The organism is Streptomyces sp. NPDC046716 (assembly GCF_040645755.1).
GTDB lineage: Bacteria > Actinomycetota > Actinomycetes > Streptomycetales > Streptomycetaceae > Streptomyces.
The window spans coordinates 52,408-72,675 of record NZ_JBEYYU010000048.1 but is presented as its reverse complement, the minus strand read 5'-3'; the positions used below and the strand labels follow the sequence as shown (position 1 = coordinate 72,675).

Sequence of the window (20,268 nt, the reverse complement as noted above, 5' to 3'; positions counted from 1 at the left end):
GGGAGTCGGAGCGGGACGGGGAGGGCAGGACGACCGACTCCACCCAGGCGTCGACCTCGGCCTCGGTGTCCACGCTCCAGCCCCGGGGGCGCGGCCTCGCCTTCGTGCGGGTACGGAGCCTAGGCGGCCGGCGCCGGGACGTCCCGGGCCGAGATCTCGGCGACCGTGGTCAGCAGGGACCGCTTGAAGGTGGCCACGAACCCCTCCACCGTGTCGGTGTCCCGCGGCCGGCTCAGATACGGCTTCAGCTTCTTCTCCACCTCGCGCACGCCCGGCTGCGCCGCCATGTGCCGGGCGACGGCCTCCAGGTCGCCGGTGTACTCGATGACGCGCACCAGGGTGTCGTCGCGCAGGAAGACGGCGGTCGCCACGATCGTGCCCAGCTGCTGCCCCGCGGCGCCCTCGACCCGGCTGCCCCGCACCCGCCTGAAGTTGCCGAATATCTCGGTGAGTTCCTTCTCGTGACCCGGCTCGATGTCGTACGTGATGGCTGCGAACGGCATGCCTGCTCCCCTTCTGGTTCCGGCGTTCTCCGGGCCAGGACAGCCGGTGCGGCTCGGGGCGGGCTCGAGCCGTCCTCACTGGAGAGGAGTTCGACCGGGTCTCCAGAACGCGGTGCGACGTTCCCTCGCGAACACCGACCCCGATGGGAGGGACGACGTGCACCGAACCCTGATCGTCGCGAAGCTGCGGCCGGACAAGACGGACGACATCGCCAAGATCTTCGAGGACTCCGACTCCACCGATCTGCCGCACATGATCGGCGTCAGCCGCCGCACGCTCTTCAAGTTCCACGGCCTGTACTTCCACCTGGTGGAGGCCGACGACGACATCGGCCCCAACCTGTACCGGGCCCGCAGCCACCCGCTCTACGACGACATCAACACCCGGCTCGCCGAGTGCGTGGAGCCGTACGACCCGGCCTGGAAAGAGCCCAAGGACGCCATGGCCGACCCCTTCTACATCTGGACCAAGGACGGAGGGCGGATCCAGTGACCACCGCCATCACCCGCACCGTGAAGGTGGCCGCCGGCGAGGTCGAGGCCAACACCAAGCGCGGTGGCGACATGCGCGTCACCCTCAGCCCCAAGACGGTCGGCTGCGGCTCCGGCTTCGGCGGCGTCATGACCATGGAGGCCGGCGACTGGGTGACCGAGCACTACCACCCGTACTCCGAGGAGTTCCTGCACGTCGTCGAGGGCACCCTCGAGATGACGCTGGACGGCCGCGACGTGGTGCAGCTCGGCGCCGGCGACTCGCTGCTGGTGCCGATCGGCGTCCGGCACCGGCTGGTCAACACCGGTGACACGCAGGCCCGTCTGGCCTTCCACCTGTCGCCGCTCGCGCCGCGCCCCGAGCTCGGCCACGTCGACACCGAGCAGGCCCAGCACCCCGAGCGCGCCAACCCCGATGTGGGCGGTGCCCGGTGAGCCGACGTGCCGTCATCACCGGTATCGGCGCGGTCGTGCCGGGCGGGGTGGGCCGGGAGGCCTTCTGGCGGACGCTGTCCGAGGGCCGCACGGCCACCCGGCGCATCTCACTGTTCGACCCGTCGGCGTTCCGCTCCCAGGTCGCCGCGGAGGTGGACTTCGACGCCGCCGGCGCCGGGCTGACCCCGCGTCAGATCCGGCGGATGGACAGGGCCGCGCAGTTCGCCGTGGTCAGCGCCCGGGAGGCGGTGGCGGACAGCGGGCTCGACCTGTCCGCCACCGCGCCCGAGCGCGTCGCGGTCAGCATCGGCAGCGCCGTCGGCTGCACCATGGGCCTGGAGGAGGAGTACGTCACCCTCTCCGACAGCGGCCGCAAGTGGCTCGTCGACCACGAGTACGGCGTCCCGCACCTGTACGGCTACATGGTGCCCTCCACGCTCGCCGTGGAGGTCGCCTGGGAGACCGGGGCCGAGGGACCCGTGGCCCTGGTCTCCACCGGCTGCACCTCGGGCCTGGACTCCATCGGCCACGCGGTGCAGCTCATCGAGGAGGGCTCGGCCGACGTCGTGGTCGCCGGGGCCACCGACGCGCCCATCTCGCCGATCACCTCCGCGTGCTTCGACGCCATCAAGGCGACCACCCCGAACAACGCGGACCCCGAGCACGCCTCGCGCCCCTTCGACGGCAACCGGGACGGCTTCGTCCTCGGCGAGGGGTCCGCCGTCCTGATCGTGGAGGAGCGGTCCGCCGCGCTCGCCCGCGGCGCCCGCGTCTACGCGGAGATCGTCGGGTTCGCCGGCCGCAGCAACGCGTACCACATGACCGGACTCAAGCCCGACGGGCGGGAGATGGCCGAGGCCATCACCGTCGCCCTGGACCAGGCCAAGCTGGATCCGACCACCGTCGACTACATCAACGCGCACGGCTCCGGCACCAAGCAGAACGACCGGCACGAGACCGCCGCGTTCAAGCGGAGCCTCGGCGCGCACGCCTACGACGTGCCCGTCAGCTCCATCAAGTCGATGGTCGGGCACTCGCTCGGCGCGATCGGCTCCATCGAAGTGGCCGCCTGCGCGCTGGCGCTGGACCGCCAGGTCGTCCCGCCCACCGCGAACCTGAGCACCAAGGACCCGCTGTGCGACCTGGACTACGTGCCGGTCACCGCGCGCGAGCACGCCATGGACGTCGTGCTCTCCGTCGGTAGCGGCTTCGGCGGCTTCCAGAGCGCCATGGTGCTGGCCCGGCCGGACACCGCGGCCGCCGCGGCCGGAAGGAGTGCATGACCGTGACCGATCCGACCGCTCCCGTCATCACCGGCCTGGGCATCGTCGCGCCCACCGGCATCGGCGTCGAGGCCCACTGGTCGGCGGTGCTCGCCGGCAAGTCGGCGCTCGGCCCCATCGCCCGCTTCGACGCGTCCGGCTACCCGGTGCGCCACGCCGGCCAGGTGCCGGACTTCGACACCGCGGCCAACGTGCCGAGCCGGCTCATCGCGCAGACCGACCACTGGACGCACCTGGCGTTCGCGGCCGGCGAGGCGGCGCTCGCCGACAGCGGCGCCGACCTCGACTCCCTGCCCGAGTACGACATGGCGGTGGTGACCTCCTCGTCGTCCGGCGGCACCGAGTTCGGCCAGAACGAGATGACGGCCCTGTACCGCAACGACCCCAGCTGGGTCGGCGCCTACCAGTCCATCGCCTGGTTCTACGCCGCCACCACCGGCCAGCTCTCCATCCGGCACAAGATGCGCGGCCCGTGCGGCGTGCTCGCCTGCGAACAGGCCGGCGGGCTCGACGCCATCGGCCAGGCCAGACGGCTCGTGCGGCGCGGCGCCCGGCTCGTCGTCACCGGCGGCACCGACGCCTCGCTGTGCCCGTACGGCCTGACCGCGCAGCTGAGCACCGGCAAGCTGTCCACCGTCCAGGACCCGGACCGGGCCTATCTGCCCTTCGACCCGGCGGCCAGCGGCCATCTGCCGGGCGAGGGCGGCGCGATCCTGGTCGTCGAACAGGCCGCGGACGCCGCCGAACGGGGCGTCGGCTACGGCCGGGTGCTCGGCTACGCGGCGGGCTTCGACCCGGCCCCCGAGTCGGAGCGGCCGCGGGCACTGCCGCGCACGATCCGGGCGGCCCTCGCCGACGCGGGGCTCGAACCGTCCGACATCGACGTGGTCTTCGCCGACGCCTCCGGGGTGCCGGCCGACGACCGCGACGAGGCGGCGGCCATCACCGCCGTGTTCGGGCCGCACGGCGTCCCCGTCACCGCGCCCAAGGTGCTCACCGGCCGGCTCTACGGCGGCGGCGCGCCGCTCGACGTGGCCACCGCGCTGCTGGCCCTGCGCGAGGGCGTCGTCCCGCACACCGCGCACGTGGCCGAACCGGCGCCCGGTCTCACCATCGACCTGGTCACCGGCGCGCCCAGGGAACGGCCGCTGCGCCACGCGCTGGTGCTGGCCCGCGGCCACGGCGGCTTCACCTCGGCCCTGGTCCTGGGCCGCTGACCCACCGCGCACCCGCACGCCCCCATTTCCGTACCGAGAGCCGTCCCGAGGAGAGTCCCATGGCCGGGCACACCGACAACCACATCGTCATCGACGCACCCCTCGACATCGTCTGGGAGCTGACCAACGACGTCCCCAACTGGCCCAACCTGTTCAGCGAGTACGCCTCCGCCGACGTCCTGGAGCGGGACGGCGACACCGTCGTCTTCCGGCTCACCATGCACCCCGACGAGGACGGCAACGTCTGGAGCTGGGTCTCCCGGCGCACCGCCGACCCGGCGGCCCGCACCGTGCGCGCCGAGCGCGTGGAGACCGGCCCCTTCGAGTTCATGAACATCTTCTGGGAGTACACCGAGGAGCCCGCCGGCGGCGTGCGCATGCGCTGGATCCAGGACTTCCACATGAAGCCCGCCGCCCCGGCGACCGACGACGCGATGACCGAGCACCTGAACGTCAACACCAAGGTGCAGATGAAGCTCATCAAGGAACGCGTCGAAGCCGCGGCCCGTGCCCTGGTCCGCTGAGGCGCGACGGTGCTGAACTATCTCGCCCCGCTGCTGCTGCTGTGCAACGGCCTCGCCGCCGGAGTCCTCTTCGGCACCCAGCTCGGCGGCTTCCCCTATCTCGCCTCGCTGCCCACCGACCGCTACGTGCACGCCCACGCGTTCTTCGGGCAGCGCTACGACCCGGCCATGCCGGTCTGCCTGATCGCCACCGTGGTGCTCGACGTGGTGCTCGCCCTGTCCGGGAACGGCACCGGCGCCCGCACCCTGTTCGCGCTCGCCGCACTGCTCGCCGCGGCCACGGCGCTCATCTCCGTCACGAAGAACGCACCGGTCAACCGCTGGATGCGGACCATCGACCCGCAGAACATCCCGGCGGACTTCCGCGACCCGCGCCACGCGTGGGGGCTGTGGAACAAGCGGCGCAGCCTGCTCACCATCACCGCGCTCGTCGTCAACTGCGCCGCGCTCGGCCTCCTGCTCTGAGCCCGCCGCACGCACTCGACGCCTTCTCACGAACCCACGAACCCACGAACTCACGGAGGACACACCCATGGATCTCGACCTCAAGGGCAAGAAGGCCCTGGTCACCGGAGGCACCCGCGGGGTCGGCCGGGGCATCGTGCTCGCGCTCGCCCGGGCCGGTGTCGACGTCGTCACCTGCTACCAGAACGACAGCGAGTACGTCGCCTCCCTGGAGCGGGAGCTGAAGGACATCGGCGGCGACCACCACGTGGTGCGGGCCGACCTGTCACGGCCCGAGGAGATCGCCGGCCTGCTCGTCCGGGTCCGGGAACTGCACGGCGACCGGCTCGACCTGCTGGTCAACAACGCCGGCGCCATCAGCCACATCCCGTACGCCGAGCTGCCCCTGGAGGAGTGGCAGCGCATCCTCACCACCAACGTCACCGGCGCGCACCTGGTCATCCAGCACGCCCTGCCGCTGCTCGGCGCCGGTTCCTCGGTGGTGTCGATCGGCTCCCGCGCCGTCGACGCGGGCATTCCGCTGCGCTCGCACTACACCGCGACCAAGGCGGCCCTCGTCGGCCTGAACCGGTCGCTGGCCAAGGAGTTCGGCGGGCAGGGCATCCGCTTCAACGTCGTCGCGCTCGGCGTCATCGAGACCGAGAACTTCCACGGCATGCCCGCGGAGCAGCAGAAGCTGATGTCCGAGCGGTACGGCGCCAAGACGGCCCTGGGCCGGCTCGGCACCCCGGACGAGGTCGCGGGCGCGATCCTGTGGCTGGCCAGCGACCTGTCCCGGTACGTCACCGGCAACACCATCGGCGTCGACGGGGGAATCTCCTGATGGCCTTCCGAGTGATGCTCCGCATGGAGATCGAGCCCGGCAAGGAGGGCGACTTCGAGCAGGCGTGGCTGGCCGGCACCGAGGCCGTCACCGGGCACCCCGCCAACCTGGGGCAGTCCCTGTCCCGCGAGTCCGGCGCCGACAACACGTACGTCATCGTCAGCGACTGGGTCGACGAGCCGCAGTTCCGCGCCTTCGAGGACAGCCCGGCCCATCTCGAGCACCGGGCCACCCTGCACCCGTTCCGCAAGGGCGGCAGCTTCCACGTCATGGAGGTGCTGCACGGCATCGAGGGCAGGGCGGCCGGCCGTGCCCGGTGACACCTCCGGCGAGGTGCGGGTGCTGGTGTACCAGGCGGCCCTCGACGACGGCCAGCTGGCCGCCGTCCGGGCCGCCTACCACCAGGTCAGCGAACGGCTGGCGGGGGTGCCCGGCATGCTCGGCAACGAGCTGCTGCGCAGCCCCGCCGACCCCACCGCGCTCGCCGTGATGAGCCGCTGGGAGTCGCTCGCCGCGTTCCGGGCCTGGGAGGAGGGGGCGGAGCACCGGCAGGACACCGCACCGCTGCGCCCCTTCCGCGACACCCGCTCCGGCGCCCCCTTCGCCCTCTACCACGTGGACGCCGCCTACTGAGGGTCGAGCCAGGCCCTGCCCATCGCCCGAGCGCACAGAGGAGACAACGCAGCATGGAAAAGCGCCAGTTGGCCGTGATCGGTCTCGGCAACATGGGCGGCGGCATGGCCCGCCGGCTGCTGGAGACCGGGTACGCCCTGACCGTCTACAACCGGACCGCCGCCAAGGCGGCCCCGCTCGTCGAGGCGGGCGCCCGGCTCACCGACGCCCCCGAGCGCGCCGCCGCCGGACACCAGCTCGTCCTGCTCAGCCTCAGCGACGAGAACGCCGTCGAGGAGATCCTGTTCGGCCGCGTGGTCCCGGTGCTCGCCGAGGGCGCGGTCGTCATCGACACCTCCACCGTGTCCCCCGGCTACGCAAGGGAGGCCGCGGCCCGCCTCGCCGCCAAGGGGCTGCGCCGGGTCGAGGCCTGTGTCGTCGGCAATCCGCTCCAGGCCCGCAAGGGCGAACTGCGGGTGTTCACCGCCGGCGAGGCGCAGGACGTGTACGAGGCCCGCCCGGTCCTGGAGGCCATCGGCAGCGAGGTCGTGCACCTCGGCGCCCCCTCCACCGCCACCAGCATGAAGCTCATCCTCAACCTCCTGCTCGGCGCCCAGGTCGCCGCGCTGGCCGAGGCCGTCGAGTACGGCGTCGGCGCGGGACTCGACCGCGACCAGCTGATCGGCGCGGTCTCGGCCAGTGGATTCAGCTCCATGGTGATGCGGTTCCGGGCCGACCTGATGCTCAAGCGCACCTACGAACCGGCGTTCTTCCGCTCCGCGCTGATGGAGAAGGACATCCGCATCGCGGTGGAGGCGGCCGGCGAGCAGGGCACCGCCATGCCCGTCCTCGACCTGGTGCGCGAACGCTTCGCGCGGGTGCTCGCCGCGGGCGACGGGGACAAGGACGCGTCGGTGCTCGTCGAGCACCCGGCGGAACGCGAGGGGGCACCATGCTGAGCAGCGCCCGGAACACGCTCAGGAACACCGATGTCCTGGTGGTCGGCGGGGGACTCGCGGGACTGTCCACCGCCGTCTTCCTCGCCCAGCAGGGCGTGGACTGCCTGCTGGTCGAACGCCGGCCGGAGCTGTCCGGCCACCCGCGCTCGCGCGGAGTGCACCCGCGCGCCATGGAGCTGATGCGGGCCGCGGGCGTGGAGGAGGAACTGCGCGCCACGCCCTCGGCCCGGACGCTCGCGGACAACTCCGGTGTCCTCGCGGCCCGTTCGCTGGCCGGGCCCGAACTGGGCGTCCTCGACGAGAAGTACGTCATGGACGTCGGCGCCGACGTGGGCAACCTGTCGCCGACCGGCTGGTGCCTCTGCCACCAGGGCGAACTGGAGGACGTGCTGCGCACCCGCGCCGAACGCCTCGGCGTCGCCCTCCGGTTCGGCACCGAACTGATCTCCTTCGAGCAGGAGGGACCGCCGGGGGAGGAGGTCACCGCCCTCGTCCAGGACCGCGCCACCGCGGTGCGGCGCAGCATCAAGGCCCGCTATCTGGTGGCCGCCGACGGCGCGCACAGCGGGATCCGCACCGACCTCGGCATCCCCTTCGACGGCCGGACCCTCGGCTCCTACGTCAACATCCACTTCCGGGCCGACCTGTCCGAGCAGCTGGCCGGGCGCCGGTTCCTGATGTGCTACACGTTCAACGACCGGCTGCGCGGCGCCCTGATGCCGCTGGACAACGCCGAGGACTGGCTGCTGCACGTCGCCTACGACCCGGCCGAGGAGGACCTGGAGTCCTTCACCGAGGAGCGCTGCGCCGATCTGGTCCGGGCGGCCTGCGGAGTGGAGTCGCTCAGCCCCCGCATCCGGTCCGTCTCCCCGTGGGAGGGCGCGGCCCGCACCGCCGGGCGCTACCGCGACGACCGGGTGTTCCTCGTCGGCGACGCCGCCCATGTGATGCCGCCCAGCGGCGGGTTCGGCTCCAGCACCGGCATCCAGGACGCGCACAACCTGGCCTGGAAACTGGCCGCCGTGCTCGACGGCTGGGCGGGTGCGGAGCTGCTCGACAGCTACGACGAGGAGCGCCGCCCGATCTGCGAGGCCACCGTCGAGCAGGCGGTGCTGCGCTCCCAGGACCGGCCCCGGCTGTTCGGCGCGGAGGCCGAGACACCGCCGGCCCCGGACGGCATCGTCGAGGACGCCCTGGTGTGGCTGTCCTGGCGCTACCGCTCCTCGGCGGTGACCCCCTGGGACGACGGGGTGCTGCCGGGCCACGGCGTCTGGTCCGCGGAGAACGACGGCCGGCCGGGCAGCCGCGCCCCGCACCTGCGGCTGCGCAGGGGAGGCGCCGAGCTGTCCGTCCTCGACCTGTTCGGCACCGAACCGGTGCTGCTCACCGGCCCCGACAACCGGGCCTGGCGGGAGGCCGCGCGGGCCGTCGCGCACGAACTCGGCGTGCCCCTCGCCCTGCACGGCATCGGCGCGGAACTCACCGACATCGAGGACCGCTGGCCCGAACGGTACGGCGTGACGGCCCAGGGCGCGGTGCTGGTCCGCCCCGACGGGGTGGTCGCCTGGCGCTGCGCGGACACCCCCGTGTTCGCCCGCAACACCCTGCGCGGCGTCGTGCGCAGGCTCCTCGCCAACGAGGGACGGCCCGAAGGACTCCAGGGAGAGGGAGCGCAGGCATGACACACAGGGTGATCCTCCGGATGGAGGTCTTCCCGGAGCTGGCGGCGGACTTCGAGCGGACCTGGCAGGAGGTGGCCGAGGCGATCTCCGCCGAGCCCGCCAACCTGGGGCAGACGCTGGTGCGGGACACCGAGGACGAGGGCGTGTACTGGGTGCTCACCGACTGGTCCGACGAACCCCGGTTCCGGGCCTTCGAGTCGAGCCCGCAGCACGTGCTGCACCGCATGCGGCTCAAGCCGTACCGCAGGGGCGGCGCGATGTACGTCACCGAGGTCGTCCGGCACCTCGAGCCCGCGGTCCCCGCGACCTGACCCGCGGGGCCGCGCGAAGGGCGCCGGCCGCGAAGGGAACTCCCTTCGCGGCCGGCGCCCTTCGGCGTTCCGGCCGGGTCCCTCAGCCGGCCGCGCCCTCCGGTACGGCCGCGATCCGCTCGTCGGCACCGGCGGTACCGGCCGGGCGCGACGGCCGCGGAATACCGATCCGCAACAGCGCCAACGCCCCGAGGCACATGGCCAGTTGGCAGCCGAGCGACCAGCCGATCGCCGGTCCCGAGCCGAGCGCGTCGCCCGCGACGCCGTAGAACACCGTGCCCACGACGGCCACCCCGGACGCGTTGCCGATCTGCCCGAACGTGGCGAACACCCCGCTCGCCGAGCCGATGCCGCCCTTGTCCATCGAGGAGAGCGTGATGTTGTACAGCGGCGGGCTCAGCAGCCCCATCCCCGCGCCGCACAGCACCAGTCCGGGCAGCACCTCCAGCGGTTCGAGGCCGGCGCCCTGCGCGAGCGTCGTCCACAGCAGGGTGCCGGTGCCGAGCGCCATCAGCAGCGCCCCGCACTCCAGAAGGGGGCGCCCGAGGCGGCCGGTCAGCGGCACCGAGGCGCCGGAGGCCACCGCGGCGGACAGGGCGAACGGGAGCAGGGTGAAGCCGGTCTGCCGCGCGCTGAAGCCCAGCCCCTCCTGCAGATGGACGACGTAGACCAGGAAGAACGAGGCCACGGCGCCCATCACGAGGAAGTTCACCGCCGCGCCGGACGGGAAGGCGCGGCCGCGGAACAGATCGGGCGCCAGCAGCGGGGTGCGCCCGCGCCGGGCGGCCCGGCGCTGCAGCGGGACGAGCCCGGCGAGCACCACCAGACCGGCCAGGGACAGCGGCATCAGCAGCCACGGATGCCCCGACTCCCGTCCCTCCACCAGCGGCACCAGGAGCAGCAGCAGCCCCGCCGTGGCGGTGCCGACGCCGACCAGGTCCAGGCGCGGCGCCCGTTCGGCGCTCCGCTCGGCGGGCAGCCAGCACAGGGCCAGCACCAGGGCGAGCACCCCCACGGGCAGATTCACCAGGAACACCGCGCGCCAGCCGACGCCGAACAGATCGGCGTGCGCCAGCAGCCCGCCGAGCACGGGCCCCGAGCAGGTGGCCGCCGCGATCACCGCGGCCTGCACCCCGAAGGCGGCGCCGCGCCGTCCGGCCGGGAACAGCAGGATGATCACCGGCGCGATCTGCGGAGCGAGCAGCGCCGCCGACAGCCCCTGGAGCACGCGCGCGGCCAGCAGCACCCCGGTGCCGGGCGCGGCCGCGCAGAGCGCCGAGGCGAGGGTGAACGAGACGATGCCCCACAGCACCAGCGGACGGCGCCCGTAGGCGTCGCCCAGCCGGCCCGCGGTCACCAGGAGCAGGGCGAACGCCAGGCTGTATCCGGCCAGCAGCCACTGCACGGCCGCGTCGGACGTGCCGAGTCCGTCCTGGATCGACGGGGCCGCGACGCTCACCACGGTGACGTCGAAGGTGTGCAGGAATCCGGCGAGCAGCACAGCGCCCAGCGCGAGCCAGGAGCTGCGCGGCACAGTCGGTCGGGTGGTCACGTACGCCTCCTCTGAGTTCTTCCGACGAGTTCTTCCGAGACCGATGACACGGTCTCCGCCACTGTCCGGACCGGTCACCGAGCGCGGCTCGAGGATCGTTGGTGCGCCCCGCGGGCCGGCCCTTCGACTGCCGCTCATGCGGGGCACGACCGCCGCCCCGGATGCTGACGCCGGCTCATCCGAACCATTCAGACGCAGACAGAGCAGAGACGAGAGGTGAGGGCGTGTCCGGGCTCGTTGGCTGGATCGACTTCGACAGAGACCTGCGCCGGCAGCGCCCGGTGGTCACGGCGATGGCCGCCACCCTGGCGCAGCGCGGACCCGACGCGGAGGCGGTGTGGACGGGCGAGCACGCCGCGCTCGGCGCCCGCCTGCTGCACGTCGACGGCGCACCCGAGGAACAGCCGTACATCGTGCGGGCCGGCGAGCACGACATCGTCGCCTGCCTCACCGGCTGGCCCACCGGCACCGACGCGCTCGGCGCCGACCTGGTCGCGGCCGGAGTGCCGCTGCCCGACGGGGCCGGCCCCACGGCGCTGATCGCGTACGCCTACCGCGAGTGGGGCGCCGACTTCCTGCCGCGCCTCAACGGCGCCTGGGCGGTGGCCATCTGGGACGGCCGCACCGAGGAGATGGTGCTGGCCCGAGACCACCTGGGCGGCCAGCCGCTGTACTGGACCCGCACCGCCACCGGCATGGTCTTCGGCTCCGAGCGCAAGGTGCTGCTCGCCCACCCCGAGGTGGACCCGGTCGTGGACGCGGCCGGACTGCGCGAGGCGGTGTCCCAGGCGCTGCCGCACGGCGGCATCTTCTCCGGCTTCGACCGGATCGGCGCGGCCGAGATCGCCCACTGGGGCCGCGCGGGCCTGCGCCGCCGCAAGTACTGGGGGATCAGCACCCGGCCGCACACCGACGACTACGACACCACCGTCGCCACCGTGCGGGAGATCCTGGCGCGCAGCGTCGAGGAGAACCTCACCGACGACCCGGCCCAGATGCTGGTGATGCTCTCCGGCGGCGCCGACTCCTCGGCCGTCGCGAGCCTGGCCGCGGACTCGATGGCCCGCTCGCAGAGCGGCAGCCTGCGCGCCTTCACCATCGAGTTCCGCAGCAGCGAGTTCCAGGCCGACGTCATGCGCAGCACGCACGACACGCCGTTCGCCCAGGAGGTCGCCGCCCACATCGGCGCCGACCACACCGTGGTGGAGCTGGAGACGGGCGACATCCTGGACCCGATCGTGCGCCTCGGCATGCTGAAGTCGAAGGACTTCCCCACGCGCCAGTACGACATGGACACCGCCCAGTACCTGACGGTGCAGCGGGCCGCGCAGGAGGGCTGCAAGGTCGTCTTCGCCGGGTACGGCGGCGACAAGTACTTCCAGGGCGCGACCTGGTTCACGCACAAGGACCTGGTCCTGTCCGGCACGTTCCCGTGGGTGGCGCTCGCCCAGAAGTACGGCGCCGCGAACGGCTTCGGCACCGGCCTGTTCAACGCCGACGCGCTCGCCGCGCTCGACTTCCAGGGCTACTACAAGGACATGTACGACACGGCGGTCGCCGAGGTCGAGTACCTGCCCGAGGAGGACGAGTGGCAGCGCCACATGCGGCGCGTCGCCTACCTGATGAACACCCGGTTCGGCATCGACGCGGGCTCCTACTCCGCGGCCGGCCTCCAGCTGCGTACGCCCATCAACCATCCCGAGCTGGTGCAGTACGCGTACAACATCCCCAACGAGATGCACAACCGGCGGGGCATCGAGAAGGGCATCCTGCGCGCGGCCGTCGCCGACCTGATGCCCGAGTCGGTCCTCAACCGGCACCGCAGCGCCTCCCCGGTCTCCAACCACCCCGACTACCCGGCCGGTCTGCAGCGCGCCATGAAGGCCGTGCTCGCCGACCCGGACGCGCCGGTGCGCCAGATCATGGACGCGACGGCGGCCGGCGCGGTCGCGTCGAGCCTGGAGCGGCTCACCAAGGACCGGATGGCCCGCGCCGACGTGGAACTGATGCTCCAGCTCAACCTGTGGCTGGACCACTACCGGGTCAGGCTCTCCCTGTGACGGGCGACGCGCGGCGCGTCGCCCGCCACCTCGCCGCGGCCGGGCTGGACGCGCTGGTGGCCACCTCCGCCGAGAACGTGCTGTATCTGACCGGCGTCTCCAGCGTCGGCGGGCAGAACCACCCCTACAGCAGCCGGGCGCTGGCCGTGGTCACCCGGGACCGGCCCGACGCCCCGTACTTCGCCAGCTCGCGCGGGGACGTGGACCAGTTCCTGGACGCCACCACCGCGCTCAGCGGTGTCGTCGGCTACGGCACGTTCCACCGCGAGCTGCCCGCGGGGCTCGAACTCACCGAGCGCGAGCGGCGGTTCAAGGAGATCGGGGTGGACGCCCCGGTCGTCCCGGACGCGCTGAGCGCCCTCGTCGGCGTCCTCACCGAGGCGGGCCTGGCCGGGGCCCGGATCGGGGTCGACGAGAACGCGGCACCGCTCGGCTTCCTGGAGCGGCTCGCCGAGGCGCTGCCCGGCAGCAGCGTCGTCCCGGCGGCCGCCGTGCTGCACAGGATCCGCAAGGTCAAGAGCGCCACCGAGATCTCCCGGATCACCGAGGCGGCGGCGCTGGCCGAGAACGGGGTGCGGGCCGCGCTCGCCATCGCCGCCCCCGGCGTCACCGAGCAGGACATGGTGCGCGAGTTCGAGACCGCCGTCGTCCGCGGCGGCGGCCGGCCCCGCTTCACCCTCATCAAGTTCGGCCGCGACGGCGTCCTCGGCCAGACCCGGCCCACCACCGCCCCGCTGCGCCGCGGCGACTCCATCTGGTTCGACGCGGGCTGCACCTGGCGCGGCTACTGGTCCGACATCGCCCGCACCGCCAGCTTCGGACCGCCCGCGCCCCGGCTCACCGCGGTGTACGCGGCGATGCTCGCGGGGGAGCAGGCGGCCCTCGACGCCGCCAAACCCGGCATGACCGGCGGAGAGCTCTTCGACCGCACGGTCGAGGCGGTCCGCGACGCGGGAGTGCCGCACTACCGCAGACACCACGTGGGCCACGGCATCGGCGCGGAGATCTACGAACCGGTCCTGATCACCCCCGGCAACCCGGATGTGATCGAGGAGGGCACCGTCGTCAACTCCGAGACGCCGTACTACGAGTTCGGCCTCGGCGGCGTCCACGTGGAGGACCCGTTCGTGGTCACGGCCGACGGCAACCGGCTGCTGACCACCCTGGACCGCGACCTCATCGTCATCGACTAGGACGGACATGTCTCCTCTCTCCCGGCGCCGCCTGCTCGGCGTCATCGGGGCCGGCTCCGCCGGTCTCGCCCTCCCGTTCGCCGCGGGATGCGACAACGGCGGTGACAGCGGTGCGGTGCTCCGCTCCGAACAGGCCGCCCTGCCCGCCCACTTCACCCTTCCCTTCAAGAAGCCCCCGGTGATCCAGCCGACCTCCAGCGCGGGCACGACCGACTACTTCGACGTACGGGCACAGGTCGCCAAGGTCGAGATCCTGCCCGGCCTGCAGACCGAGATCTTCGGCTACAACGGCCTCTTCCCCGGCCCGACCTTCGCGGTCCGCAAGGGCCGCACCGCGGTGGTCCGCACCCGCAACGACCTGCCCGTGCCCCTGGTGACCCATCTGCACGGCGGCCACACCCCGCAGACCAGCGACGGATACCCGACCGACCTGGTGCTGCCCACGTCCGGCTGGCCGGCGGCGCACGCGGAGCACCACGCCGGCATGAAGATGGCGGGGGAGACCTCCGACGGCTCGCGGGACTACACCTACCCGAACGACCACCGGGCCTCGACCCTCTGGTACCACGACCACCGGATGGACTTCACCGGACCGCAGGTCTGGCGCGGCCTGTTCGGCCTCTACCTGGTGCACGACGACGTGGAGGACGCGCTGCCGCTGCCCAAGGGCGAACGCGACGTGCCGGTGATCATCGCGGACCGGGCGTTCGACGCGGACGGCAAGCTGGTCTACCCCTCCATCGACCCGACACTCAAGACCACTCCGGGCGTCACCGGCGACGCGCACAACGGCATGACCGGCGACGTCATCCTGGTCAACGGCGTGCCGTGGCCGAAGTTCGAGGTGCAGGGCGCGAAGTACCGGCTGCGGCTGCTCAACGCCTCCAACTCCCGCCGCTACCGCGTGAAGCTGGACCCGAAGCCGGGCTCCGGCGCACCCTTCACCCTGGTCGGCAGCGACGGCGGACTGCTCGCCAAGCCCCAGACGATGGACTCCATCTACATGGTGCCGGGCGAACGCTTCGACGTCGTCGTCGACTTCGGCGCCTACGCGCCCGGCACCAAGGTCACCCTGAAGAACAGCCTCGGCGACGGCGGCACCGCGGAGCTGATGCAGTTCGTCGTCGGGGCCAAGGTGAGCGACGGCTCCAGCGTGCCGGCCACGCTGTCCACGGTCGAGCGGCTCGACCCGGCGAAGGCGGTGCGCACCCGCACCTTCACCTTCGCCGAGTTCCGCGAGAACGGGCACAGCATGTACAAGATCAACGGCCAGGTGTTCAGCCCCGACCGCAGCTGGGCCGACGTCAAGCGCGGCGAGACCGAGATCTGGGAGTTCACCTCCTCCACCCACCACCCCGTGCACATCCACCTGTCGCCGTTCCAGGTGTACAAGCGGGGCGGCTCCACCTCCCTCAACCCCGAGGACGTGGGCTGGAAGGACACGGCACGGCTGATGCCCAACGAGAAGCTGAGCGTGCTCGTCCGCTTCGACGGCTACACCGGGAAGTACGTCTTCCACTGCCACAACCTCGAGCACGAGGACATGGCGATGATGGCCAACTTCACCGTGTCGTAGCGCCCCTTCCGCACGGCGAACGGGCCGTCACCCTCTCCCCGGGGTGACGGCCCGTTCGCCGTGCGGTCAGCGCGCCAGCATCCGCAGCAGCGCCGCGGTCAGCTCCCCGGCGCCGTCCGCCGGCGCGTCCGCCGAGCGCCACGCCACGAAGCCGTCCGGCCGCACCAGGACGGCGCCGTCGGCGCCCACCCCGTACCGCGTGTGCCACCCGGCCCGCGACGGCGTGCCGAGCTCCGAGACGTCCGACCCGACCGCGCACACCCGCAGCCGCGCCCCGGCGCTCTCGGCGGCCTCCTCGCCGGCCCGCCGCCACGCCGCGCCGGCCGCACCGCACAGCAGCACCGGCTCGGTGCCGTACACGTCGAGCAGCGAGCCCTCGACGCCGTCGCCCATACGCACCGGCACGTGCGGCGCCCGGGTGCCGGGCTCACCGCTCAGCTCGCCCGGCTCCCGGAACCCGGGCAGCTGCGGATCCGCGCCCGGAGCCGCCGGATAGGCGTGGCCGAGCATCACCGTGAGCACGTCCAGGGTGGCCGCGCGCTGTTGCTCGTCCGCCCGGCCCGAGCGGGTCAGCAGCCGCAACTGCGCCTGCTCCACGGTGGCCAGGGCGACGGGCCTGCGCTCCGCCTCGTAGGTGTCGAGCAGCGCCTCGTCCGCCTCCCCGCGCAGCACCGTGGCCAGCTTCCACGCCAGGTTGTGCGCGTCGTGGATCCCGGTGTTCGCGCCGTAGCCGCCGATGGGCGGGATGACGTGCGCGGCGTCCCCGATCAGGAACGCGGAGCCGTCCCGGTACCGCTCGGCGGTCAGCGCCGCCAGCTCCCACGGCAGTACGCCGATGATCTCCACCTCGGCGTCCGGCACACCGAGCGCCGAACGCACCAGGCGCACACACCGGTCGGTGTCGAAGTCCTCCGGCTGCTCGCCCTCCTCGGGCTTGTACCGCAGGATCAGGGTGCCGCGCCGCAGCGTGTCGTCGTGGCCCAGCACCGCGCCGCTGAGCTCGTCGTTCTCGATCTGGCAGATGGAGAACCGGCGTCCGTCCAGCGGCCCTTCGAGGTCCGCCCGGAACAGGATGCTCACCTGGTGCTGCAGCGTGCCCCGGCCCGCGCGCGCGATGCCCAGCGTCTCGCGGACCGGGCTGCGCCCGCCGTCCGCCGCCACCAGCCAGCGGGCCCTGATCCGGCGCCCGGCCCCGGTCGCCCGGTCCTTCACCTGGCCCACCACCGGCCCGTCCGGCCCCTCGGGCCGCTCGAACGAGGTCAGTTCGGCGCCGAACCGCAGCTCCGCGCCGGCCCGGGAGGCCGCCGCGCGCACGATCGGCTCCACCCTGTCCTGGCCCAGCGAGATCTGCCGGGACGGGGTCAGGTCCCGCAGATCGCCGGGCTCCGGCAGCATCGCCGCCCGCACCTCCCGGCCCGCCAGCGACTCCACCGTCGCCTGCCGCCGATGGTCCGCGTACCCGGCCGCCGCCGCCAGGATCTGCTCCTCCGCCCCGACCGAGCGCAGCAGCTCCAGCGTGCGCGGGTACCAGCCCCAGGCCCGCGGATGGATGGACGTCGACGCGTGCCGCTCCACCAGGACGCAGCGCACCCCGTGATGGCGCAGGAACAGTGCGCAGCTCAGCCCCGTGATGCCGCCTCCCACGATCAGGACGTCGGTCGACTCCTCGGACGGCTCCTGGATGATCTCGGGCTCCTTGCCCACGGCCACTCTCCCTTCCGGTACCGAAGGCCCGGCCCGTGAGATTCGGGTCCCGGCCGTCCCGCATCGTCGTCATCCGCGCTGGAGGGCCCGTCCAGCCAAACTTGAGGTACCGCCGCCAGCCTGTGGCTCCACCGCCGAAAAGGAGCCCGAACCGATGTCAGGAATCACAGGCTGGATCGATCACGGAAGAGATCTGCGGCGTGAACGGCCCACGCTGCTGGCCATGACCGCGGCCCTGGCCCAGCGCGGCGGCGACGGCGAACGGCTGTGGTCCGCCGAGCACGCGGCCCTCGGCGCCCGCTGGTCCGACGCCGACGGCAGCGGGCGCCCGCAGCAGCCCTGGGTCCTCGAGGAGGGCGGCCGCACCGTCCTGGCCGCCACCGTCACCGGCGTCCTCTACGACACCGACGCGCTCCGCGCCGAACTCGGTGTCCGCGGCCCCGCCCCGCAGGCCGAACTCGTCGGCCGCGCCTATCTGCGCTGGGGCGAGCACTTCGCCGAACACCTCGACGGCGCCTTCGCCGTCGCCCTCTGGGCCGAGCGCGAGCGGACCCTGGTCCTCGCCCGGGACCGGCTCGGCAACCAGCCGCTCTACTACTACCGGCTGTCCTCGGGCGTCCTGTTCGGTTCCGAGCGCAAGGCGATCCTGGCCCATCCCGCCGTCGAGCCGGTCATCGACGCCGACGGCCTGCGCGAGCTGTTCTCCTACGCCGGCACCTCCGGGCACGGCATCCTCAAGGGCTTCCGGCAGGTGCCCCCGGGCCACGTGCTGCGCATCACGCCGCAGGGCGAAACGGCGCACAAGTACTGGGAGTTGACCGCCGAGGAGCACACCGACGACCAGGAGCAGACCATCGCCCGGGTGCGCGAGCTGCTCGGCGCCTCCGTGCGCCGCACCCTGGGCACCGGCGCGGTACCCGGCATCCTGCTGTCCGGCGGCATCGACTCCAGCGCGGTCACCGCCCTGGCCCACGAGGCGCTGCGCGAGCGCGGCGGCGAGCCGGTGCGCACCTTCACCGTCTCCTTCGGCGACGCCGAGGAGTTCAAGCAGGACGAGATCTGGGGCAGCCCCGACGCCCCCTTCGTGCAGTCCGTCGTGCGCCACCTGGGCACCCAGCACACCGACCTGGTCCTGGACACCGCCGACATCATCGACCCCGCGGTCCGCTCCGCGGTGCTGCGCGCCAAGGACGTGCCGAGCCCGCTCGGCAACATGAACACCTCGCTGTACCTGCTCTGCCGCGCGGTGCGCGAACACGTGGGCTCCGTGCTGCTGGGCGAGATCGCCGACGCCGTCTTCGGTGGCTTCGCCTGGGTGCACAACAAGGAACTCGTCGAGGCCCCCACCCTGCCCTGGGTGGCCATGGCCCGCTTCGGCGGCGGCAAGCACGGCCTGGGCGGCGACCTGCTCGCCCCCGACCTGCTCGGCAAGCTGGACCTCAACGCGTACTGCGGCGACGCCTACACCACGAGCATGGCCCAGGTCCCCCGGCTCGACGGGGAGAGCGGCCAGACCCTGCGGATGCGCGAGATCACGTACTTCCACCTCACCCGCTGGCTGGAGACGCTGCTCAGCCACGACGAGTCGCTCGGCGCGGCGGCCGGCCTCGGCACCCGGATGCCGTTCTGCGACTGGCGCCTGGTCAACTACGCCTACAACGTGCCGTGGTCGCTCAAGAGCTTCGACGGCCGGGAGAAGTCCCTGCTGCGCGCCGCCGTCGCCGACCTGCTCCCCGACGACGTCGTCAACCGGGCCAAGAGCCCCTACCCGGTCACCCAGGACCCGGCCTACGGCCGCGCCCTGTGCGACGGCATGGCCGGACTGCTCGCCGACCCCACCGCCCCGGCCGCGCCCCTCGCCGACACCGCGGCCGTGCGCTCCCTCATCGAGGACCCGTCCGTCCTGGACAGCGGCATGCGCGCCTGGGTCGCCCGCGCCAACGTCGAGATGCTGCTCGGGCTCGACGACTGGCTGCGTCGCTACGGCGTCCGGGTGGAGCTGTGAGGGCCCCCGTGATCGGCCGCGACGCCGGACCCGCCGGACGGCTGGTGCGCATCGCGGCCGGCGCCGCCGCGCTCACCCAGATCGTCACCACCAAGGCGCACGGCGACAGCGGCGGCGAACTGCTCGCCGCGGCCGGCACCGCCCTCGGCCTCGTGCTCGTCTACACGGCGCTGCTGCACCTCGCGGGACCGCTGCTGCGCCGCGGCGCCGGGCACGGACTGTCCGGCTGGCCGGGCGGCGGCCTGTTCCTGCTGCCGATGCTGCTCTACCCGATCGGCGTGCTGCCCGACGGAGCCGCCCTGGGCGTCGCCCTGTTCACCGAGTTCTCCGTGCTCGTCGCGGGACTCAGCGGCTACGGCGGCCTCGAACTGGCCGCGCTGCCCGCCCTGCTGCTCAGCCGCAGGCCCGTCCTGTACAGCCCGTTCAACGCGGTCGACCTCGCCGAGCGCGGGATCCGCCGCAGGTGGCACGCCACGCCCGAGCGGCTCGGCGGGGTCCTCGCCGTCGCCGGTCTCGCCTGGTTCTGGGTGGTACCGCCGCTGGCCGCCGTGCGCGGCGGATTCGGTGACGCCTTCGACACGCTGAAGCCCCTGAACGTCGTGGCCTGCGGGGCGCTGGTGATCGCCGGTGTGCTGCTCGCCGTACCGGCGCCCGGACCGGCCCGGCTGCGCCGGCTGCGCGCCGCGGCCTTCCTGCTGCTCGGCCTGGCCGGCACCGTCGGCGCACTGCCCGACGTGCTGTGGCCGGTCCTCATCGCGTCCGGCCTGGTGGTCGGCGTCCGGCGGCTCGCGACCCGGCCCCGGCCGGCGCCCCGGCTGCCGGCCCGGCCTCAGGTCGAGACGTCTTCCACTGCCCTTTGAGACCGTCTGCGG

At 73.0% G+C, this 20,268-nt stretch carries 20 protein-coding genes; 17 read left to right on the top strand and 3 right to left on the bottom strand.

The genetic code is table 11. The features are described 5' to 3' along the window. Positions 1-119: 119 nt before the first annotated feature. Positions 120-503: a SchA/CurD-like domain-containing protein gene (locus tag ABZ930_RS30070; RefSeq protein WP_361554500.1), complete on the bottom strand. Its 384-nt coding sequence runs from the start codon at positions 501-503 to the stop codon at positions 120-122. A gap of 157 nt (positions 504-660) precedes the next feature. Between ABZ930_RS30070 and ABZ930_RS30065 the strand changes: the two genes are divergently transcribed. The 12 genes from ABZ930_RS30065 (at position 661) to ABZ930_RS30010 (ending at position 9,306) form a co-directional block, all read left to right on the top strand. Beyond that, entirely contained in the window at positions 661-996 is a 336-nt protein-coding gene (locus tag ABZ930_RS30065) for a TcmI family type II polyketide cyclase (RefSeq protein WP_361554497.1), read from the top strand. Beyond that, positions 993-1,430: a cupin domain-containing protein gene (locus ABZ930_RS30060; protein WP_361554494.1), complete on the top strand. Its 438-nt coding sequence runs from the start codon at positions 993-995 to the stop codon at positions 1,428-1,430. The genes ABZ930_RS30065 and ABZ930_RS30060 overlap by 4 nt, the downstream gene beginning before the upstream one ends. Continuing rightward, positions 1,427-2,713, top strand: a complete 1,287-nt coding sequence (locus ABZ930_RS30055) for a beta-ketoacyl-[acyl-carrier-protein] synthase family protein (protein WP_361554491.1) — start codon at positions 1,427-1,429, stop codon at positions 2,711-2,713. Before ABZ930_RS30060 ends, ABZ930_RS30055 begins: the two co-directional genes overlap by 4 nt. Further along, positions 2,710-3,930, top strand: coding sequence for a ketosynthase chain-length factor (locus tag ABZ930_RS30050; RefSeq protein WP_361554488.1), 1,221 nt, complete (start codon positions 2,710-2,712; stop codon positions 3,928-3,930). The genes ABZ930_RS30055 and ABZ930_RS30050 overlap by 4 nt, the downstream gene beginning before the upstream one ends. 59 nt (positions 3,931-3,989) lie before the next feature. Next, entirely contained in the window at positions 3,990-4,454 is a 465-nt protein-coding gene (locus ABZ930_RS30045) for an SRPBCC family protein (RefSeq protein ID WP_361554485.1), read from the top strand. Positions 4,455-4,463: 9 nt separating this feature from the next. Further along, positions 4,464-4,919, top strand: coding sequence for an anthrone oxygenase family protein (locus tag ABZ930_RS30040; protein WP_361554482.1), 456 nt, complete (start codon positions 4,464-4,466; stop codon positions 4,917-4,919). Positions 4,920-4,986: 67 nt separating this feature from the next. Then, positions 4,987-5,742, top strand: coding sequence for an SDR family oxidoreductase (locus ABZ930_RS30035; RefSeq protein ID WP_361554479.1), 756 nt, complete (start codon positions 4,987-4,989; stop codon positions 5,740-5,742). Continuing rightward, positions 5,742-6,062, top strand: a complete 321-nt coding sequence (locus ABZ930_RS30030; protein WP_361554476.1) for an antibiotic biosynthesis monooxygenase family protein — start codon at positions 5,742-5,744, stop codon at positions 6,060-6,062. The genes ABZ930_RS30035 and ABZ930_RS30030 overlap by 1 nt, the downstream gene beginning before the upstream one ends. Beyond that, on the top strand, positions 6,052-6,375 hold the full coding sequence (locus ABZ930_RS30025; RefSeq protein WP_361554473.1) for an antibiotic biosynthesis monooxygenase: 324 nt from the start codon (positions 6,052-6,054) through the stop codon (positions 6,373-6,375). The genes ABZ930_RS30030 and ABZ930_RS30025 overlap by 11 nt, the downstream gene beginning before the upstream one ends. Then, positions 6,267-7,313, top strand: a complete 1,047-nt coding sequence (locus ABZ930_RS30020; protein WP_361554515.1) for an NAD(P)-dependent oxidoreductase — start codon at positions 6,267-6,269, stop codon at positions 7,311-7,313. Before ABZ930_RS30025 ends, ABZ930_RS30020 begins: the two co-directional genes overlap by 109 nt. Further along, positions 7,307-8,995 (top strand): FAD-dependent oxidoreductase, encoded by a 1,689-nt coding sequence (locus tag ABZ930_RS30015; RefSeq protein WP_361554470.1) that lies wholly within the window; start codon positions 7,307-7,309, stop codon positions 8,993-8,995. The genes ABZ930_RS30020 and ABZ930_RS30015 overlap by 7 nt, the downstream gene beginning before the upstream one ends. Beyond that, positions 8,992-9,306 carry an antibiotic biosynthesis monooxygenase family protein gene (locus tag ABZ930_RS30010; protein WP_361554467.1) on the top strand — a complete coding sequence of 105 codons (315 nt, stop codon included), beginning with the start codon at positions 8,992-8,994 and terminating at the stop codon, positions 9,304-9,306. The genes ABZ930_RS30015 and ABZ930_RS30010 overlap by 4 nt, the downstream gene beginning before the upstream one ends. Before the next feature lie 82 nt (positions 9,307-9,388). Here ABZ930_RS30010 and ABZ930_RS30005 read toward each other — a convergent pair whose 3' ends face one another. Next, a complete protein-coding gene (locus ABZ930_RS30005; protein WP_361554464.1) occupies positions 9,389-10,858 on the bottom strand; it encodes an MFS transporter in 1,470 nt (489 codons plus the stop codon). 224 nt (positions 10,859-11,082) lie between these two features. Here ABZ930_RS30005 and ABZ930_RS30000 point away from each other — a divergent pair, with 224 nt between their 5' ends. From ABZ930_RS30000 to ABZ930_RS29990, 3 genes are read left to right on the top strand one after another with little or no spacing between them, the layout of a single operon-like run. Then, the gene (locus tag ABZ930_RS30000; RefSeq protein ID WP_361554461.1) at positions 11,083-12,918 is read left to right on the top strand and encodes an asparagine synthase-related protein; all 1,836 of its coding nucleotides are present in this window, start codon (positions 11,083-11,085) and stop codon (positions 12,916-12,918) included. After that, positions 12,915-14,111, top strand: coding sequence for a Xaa-Pro peptidase family protein (locus tag ABZ930_RS29995; protein WP_361554458.1), 1,197 nt, complete (start codon positions 12,915-12,917; stop codon positions 14,109-14,111). Before ABZ930_RS30000 ends, ABZ930_RS29995 begins: the two co-directional genes overlap by 4 nt. Positions 14,112-14,118: 7 nt before the next feature. Further along, a complete protein-coding gene (locus ABZ930_RS29990) occupies positions 14,119-15,687 on the top strand; it encodes a multicopper oxidase family protein (RefSeq protein ID WP_361554455.1) in 1,569 nt (522 codons plus the stop codon). A gap of 66 nt (positions 15,688-15,753) precedes the next feature. Here the strand turns inward: ABZ930_RS29990 and ABZ930_RS29985 are convergent, their stop codons facing one another. After that, entirely contained in the window at positions 15,754-17,391 is a 1,638-nt protein-coding gene (locus ABZ930_RS29985; protein WP_361554452.1) for an FAD-dependent oxidoreductase, read from the bottom strand. Between the two features lie 154 nt (positions 17,392-17,545). Here ABZ930_RS29985 and asnB point away from each other — a divergent pair, with 154 nt between their 5' ends. Both asnB and ABZ930_RS29975 read left to right on the top strand, forming a co-directional pair. Continuing rightward, positions 17,546-19,396, top strand: coding sequence for an asparagine synthase (glutamine-hydrolyzing) (gene asnB / locus ABZ930_RS29980; protein WP_361554449.1), 1,851 nt, complete (start codon positions 17,546-17,548; stop codon positions 19,394-19,396). Next, a complete protein-coding gene (locus tag ABZ930_RS29975) occupies positions 19,393-20,256 on the top strand; it encodes a DUF6410 domain-containing protein (protein WP_361554446.1) in 864 nt (287 codons plus the stop codon). Before asnB ends, ABZ930_RS29975 begins: the two co-directional genes overlap by 4 nt. Positions 20,257-20,268: the final 12 nt, after the last annotated feature.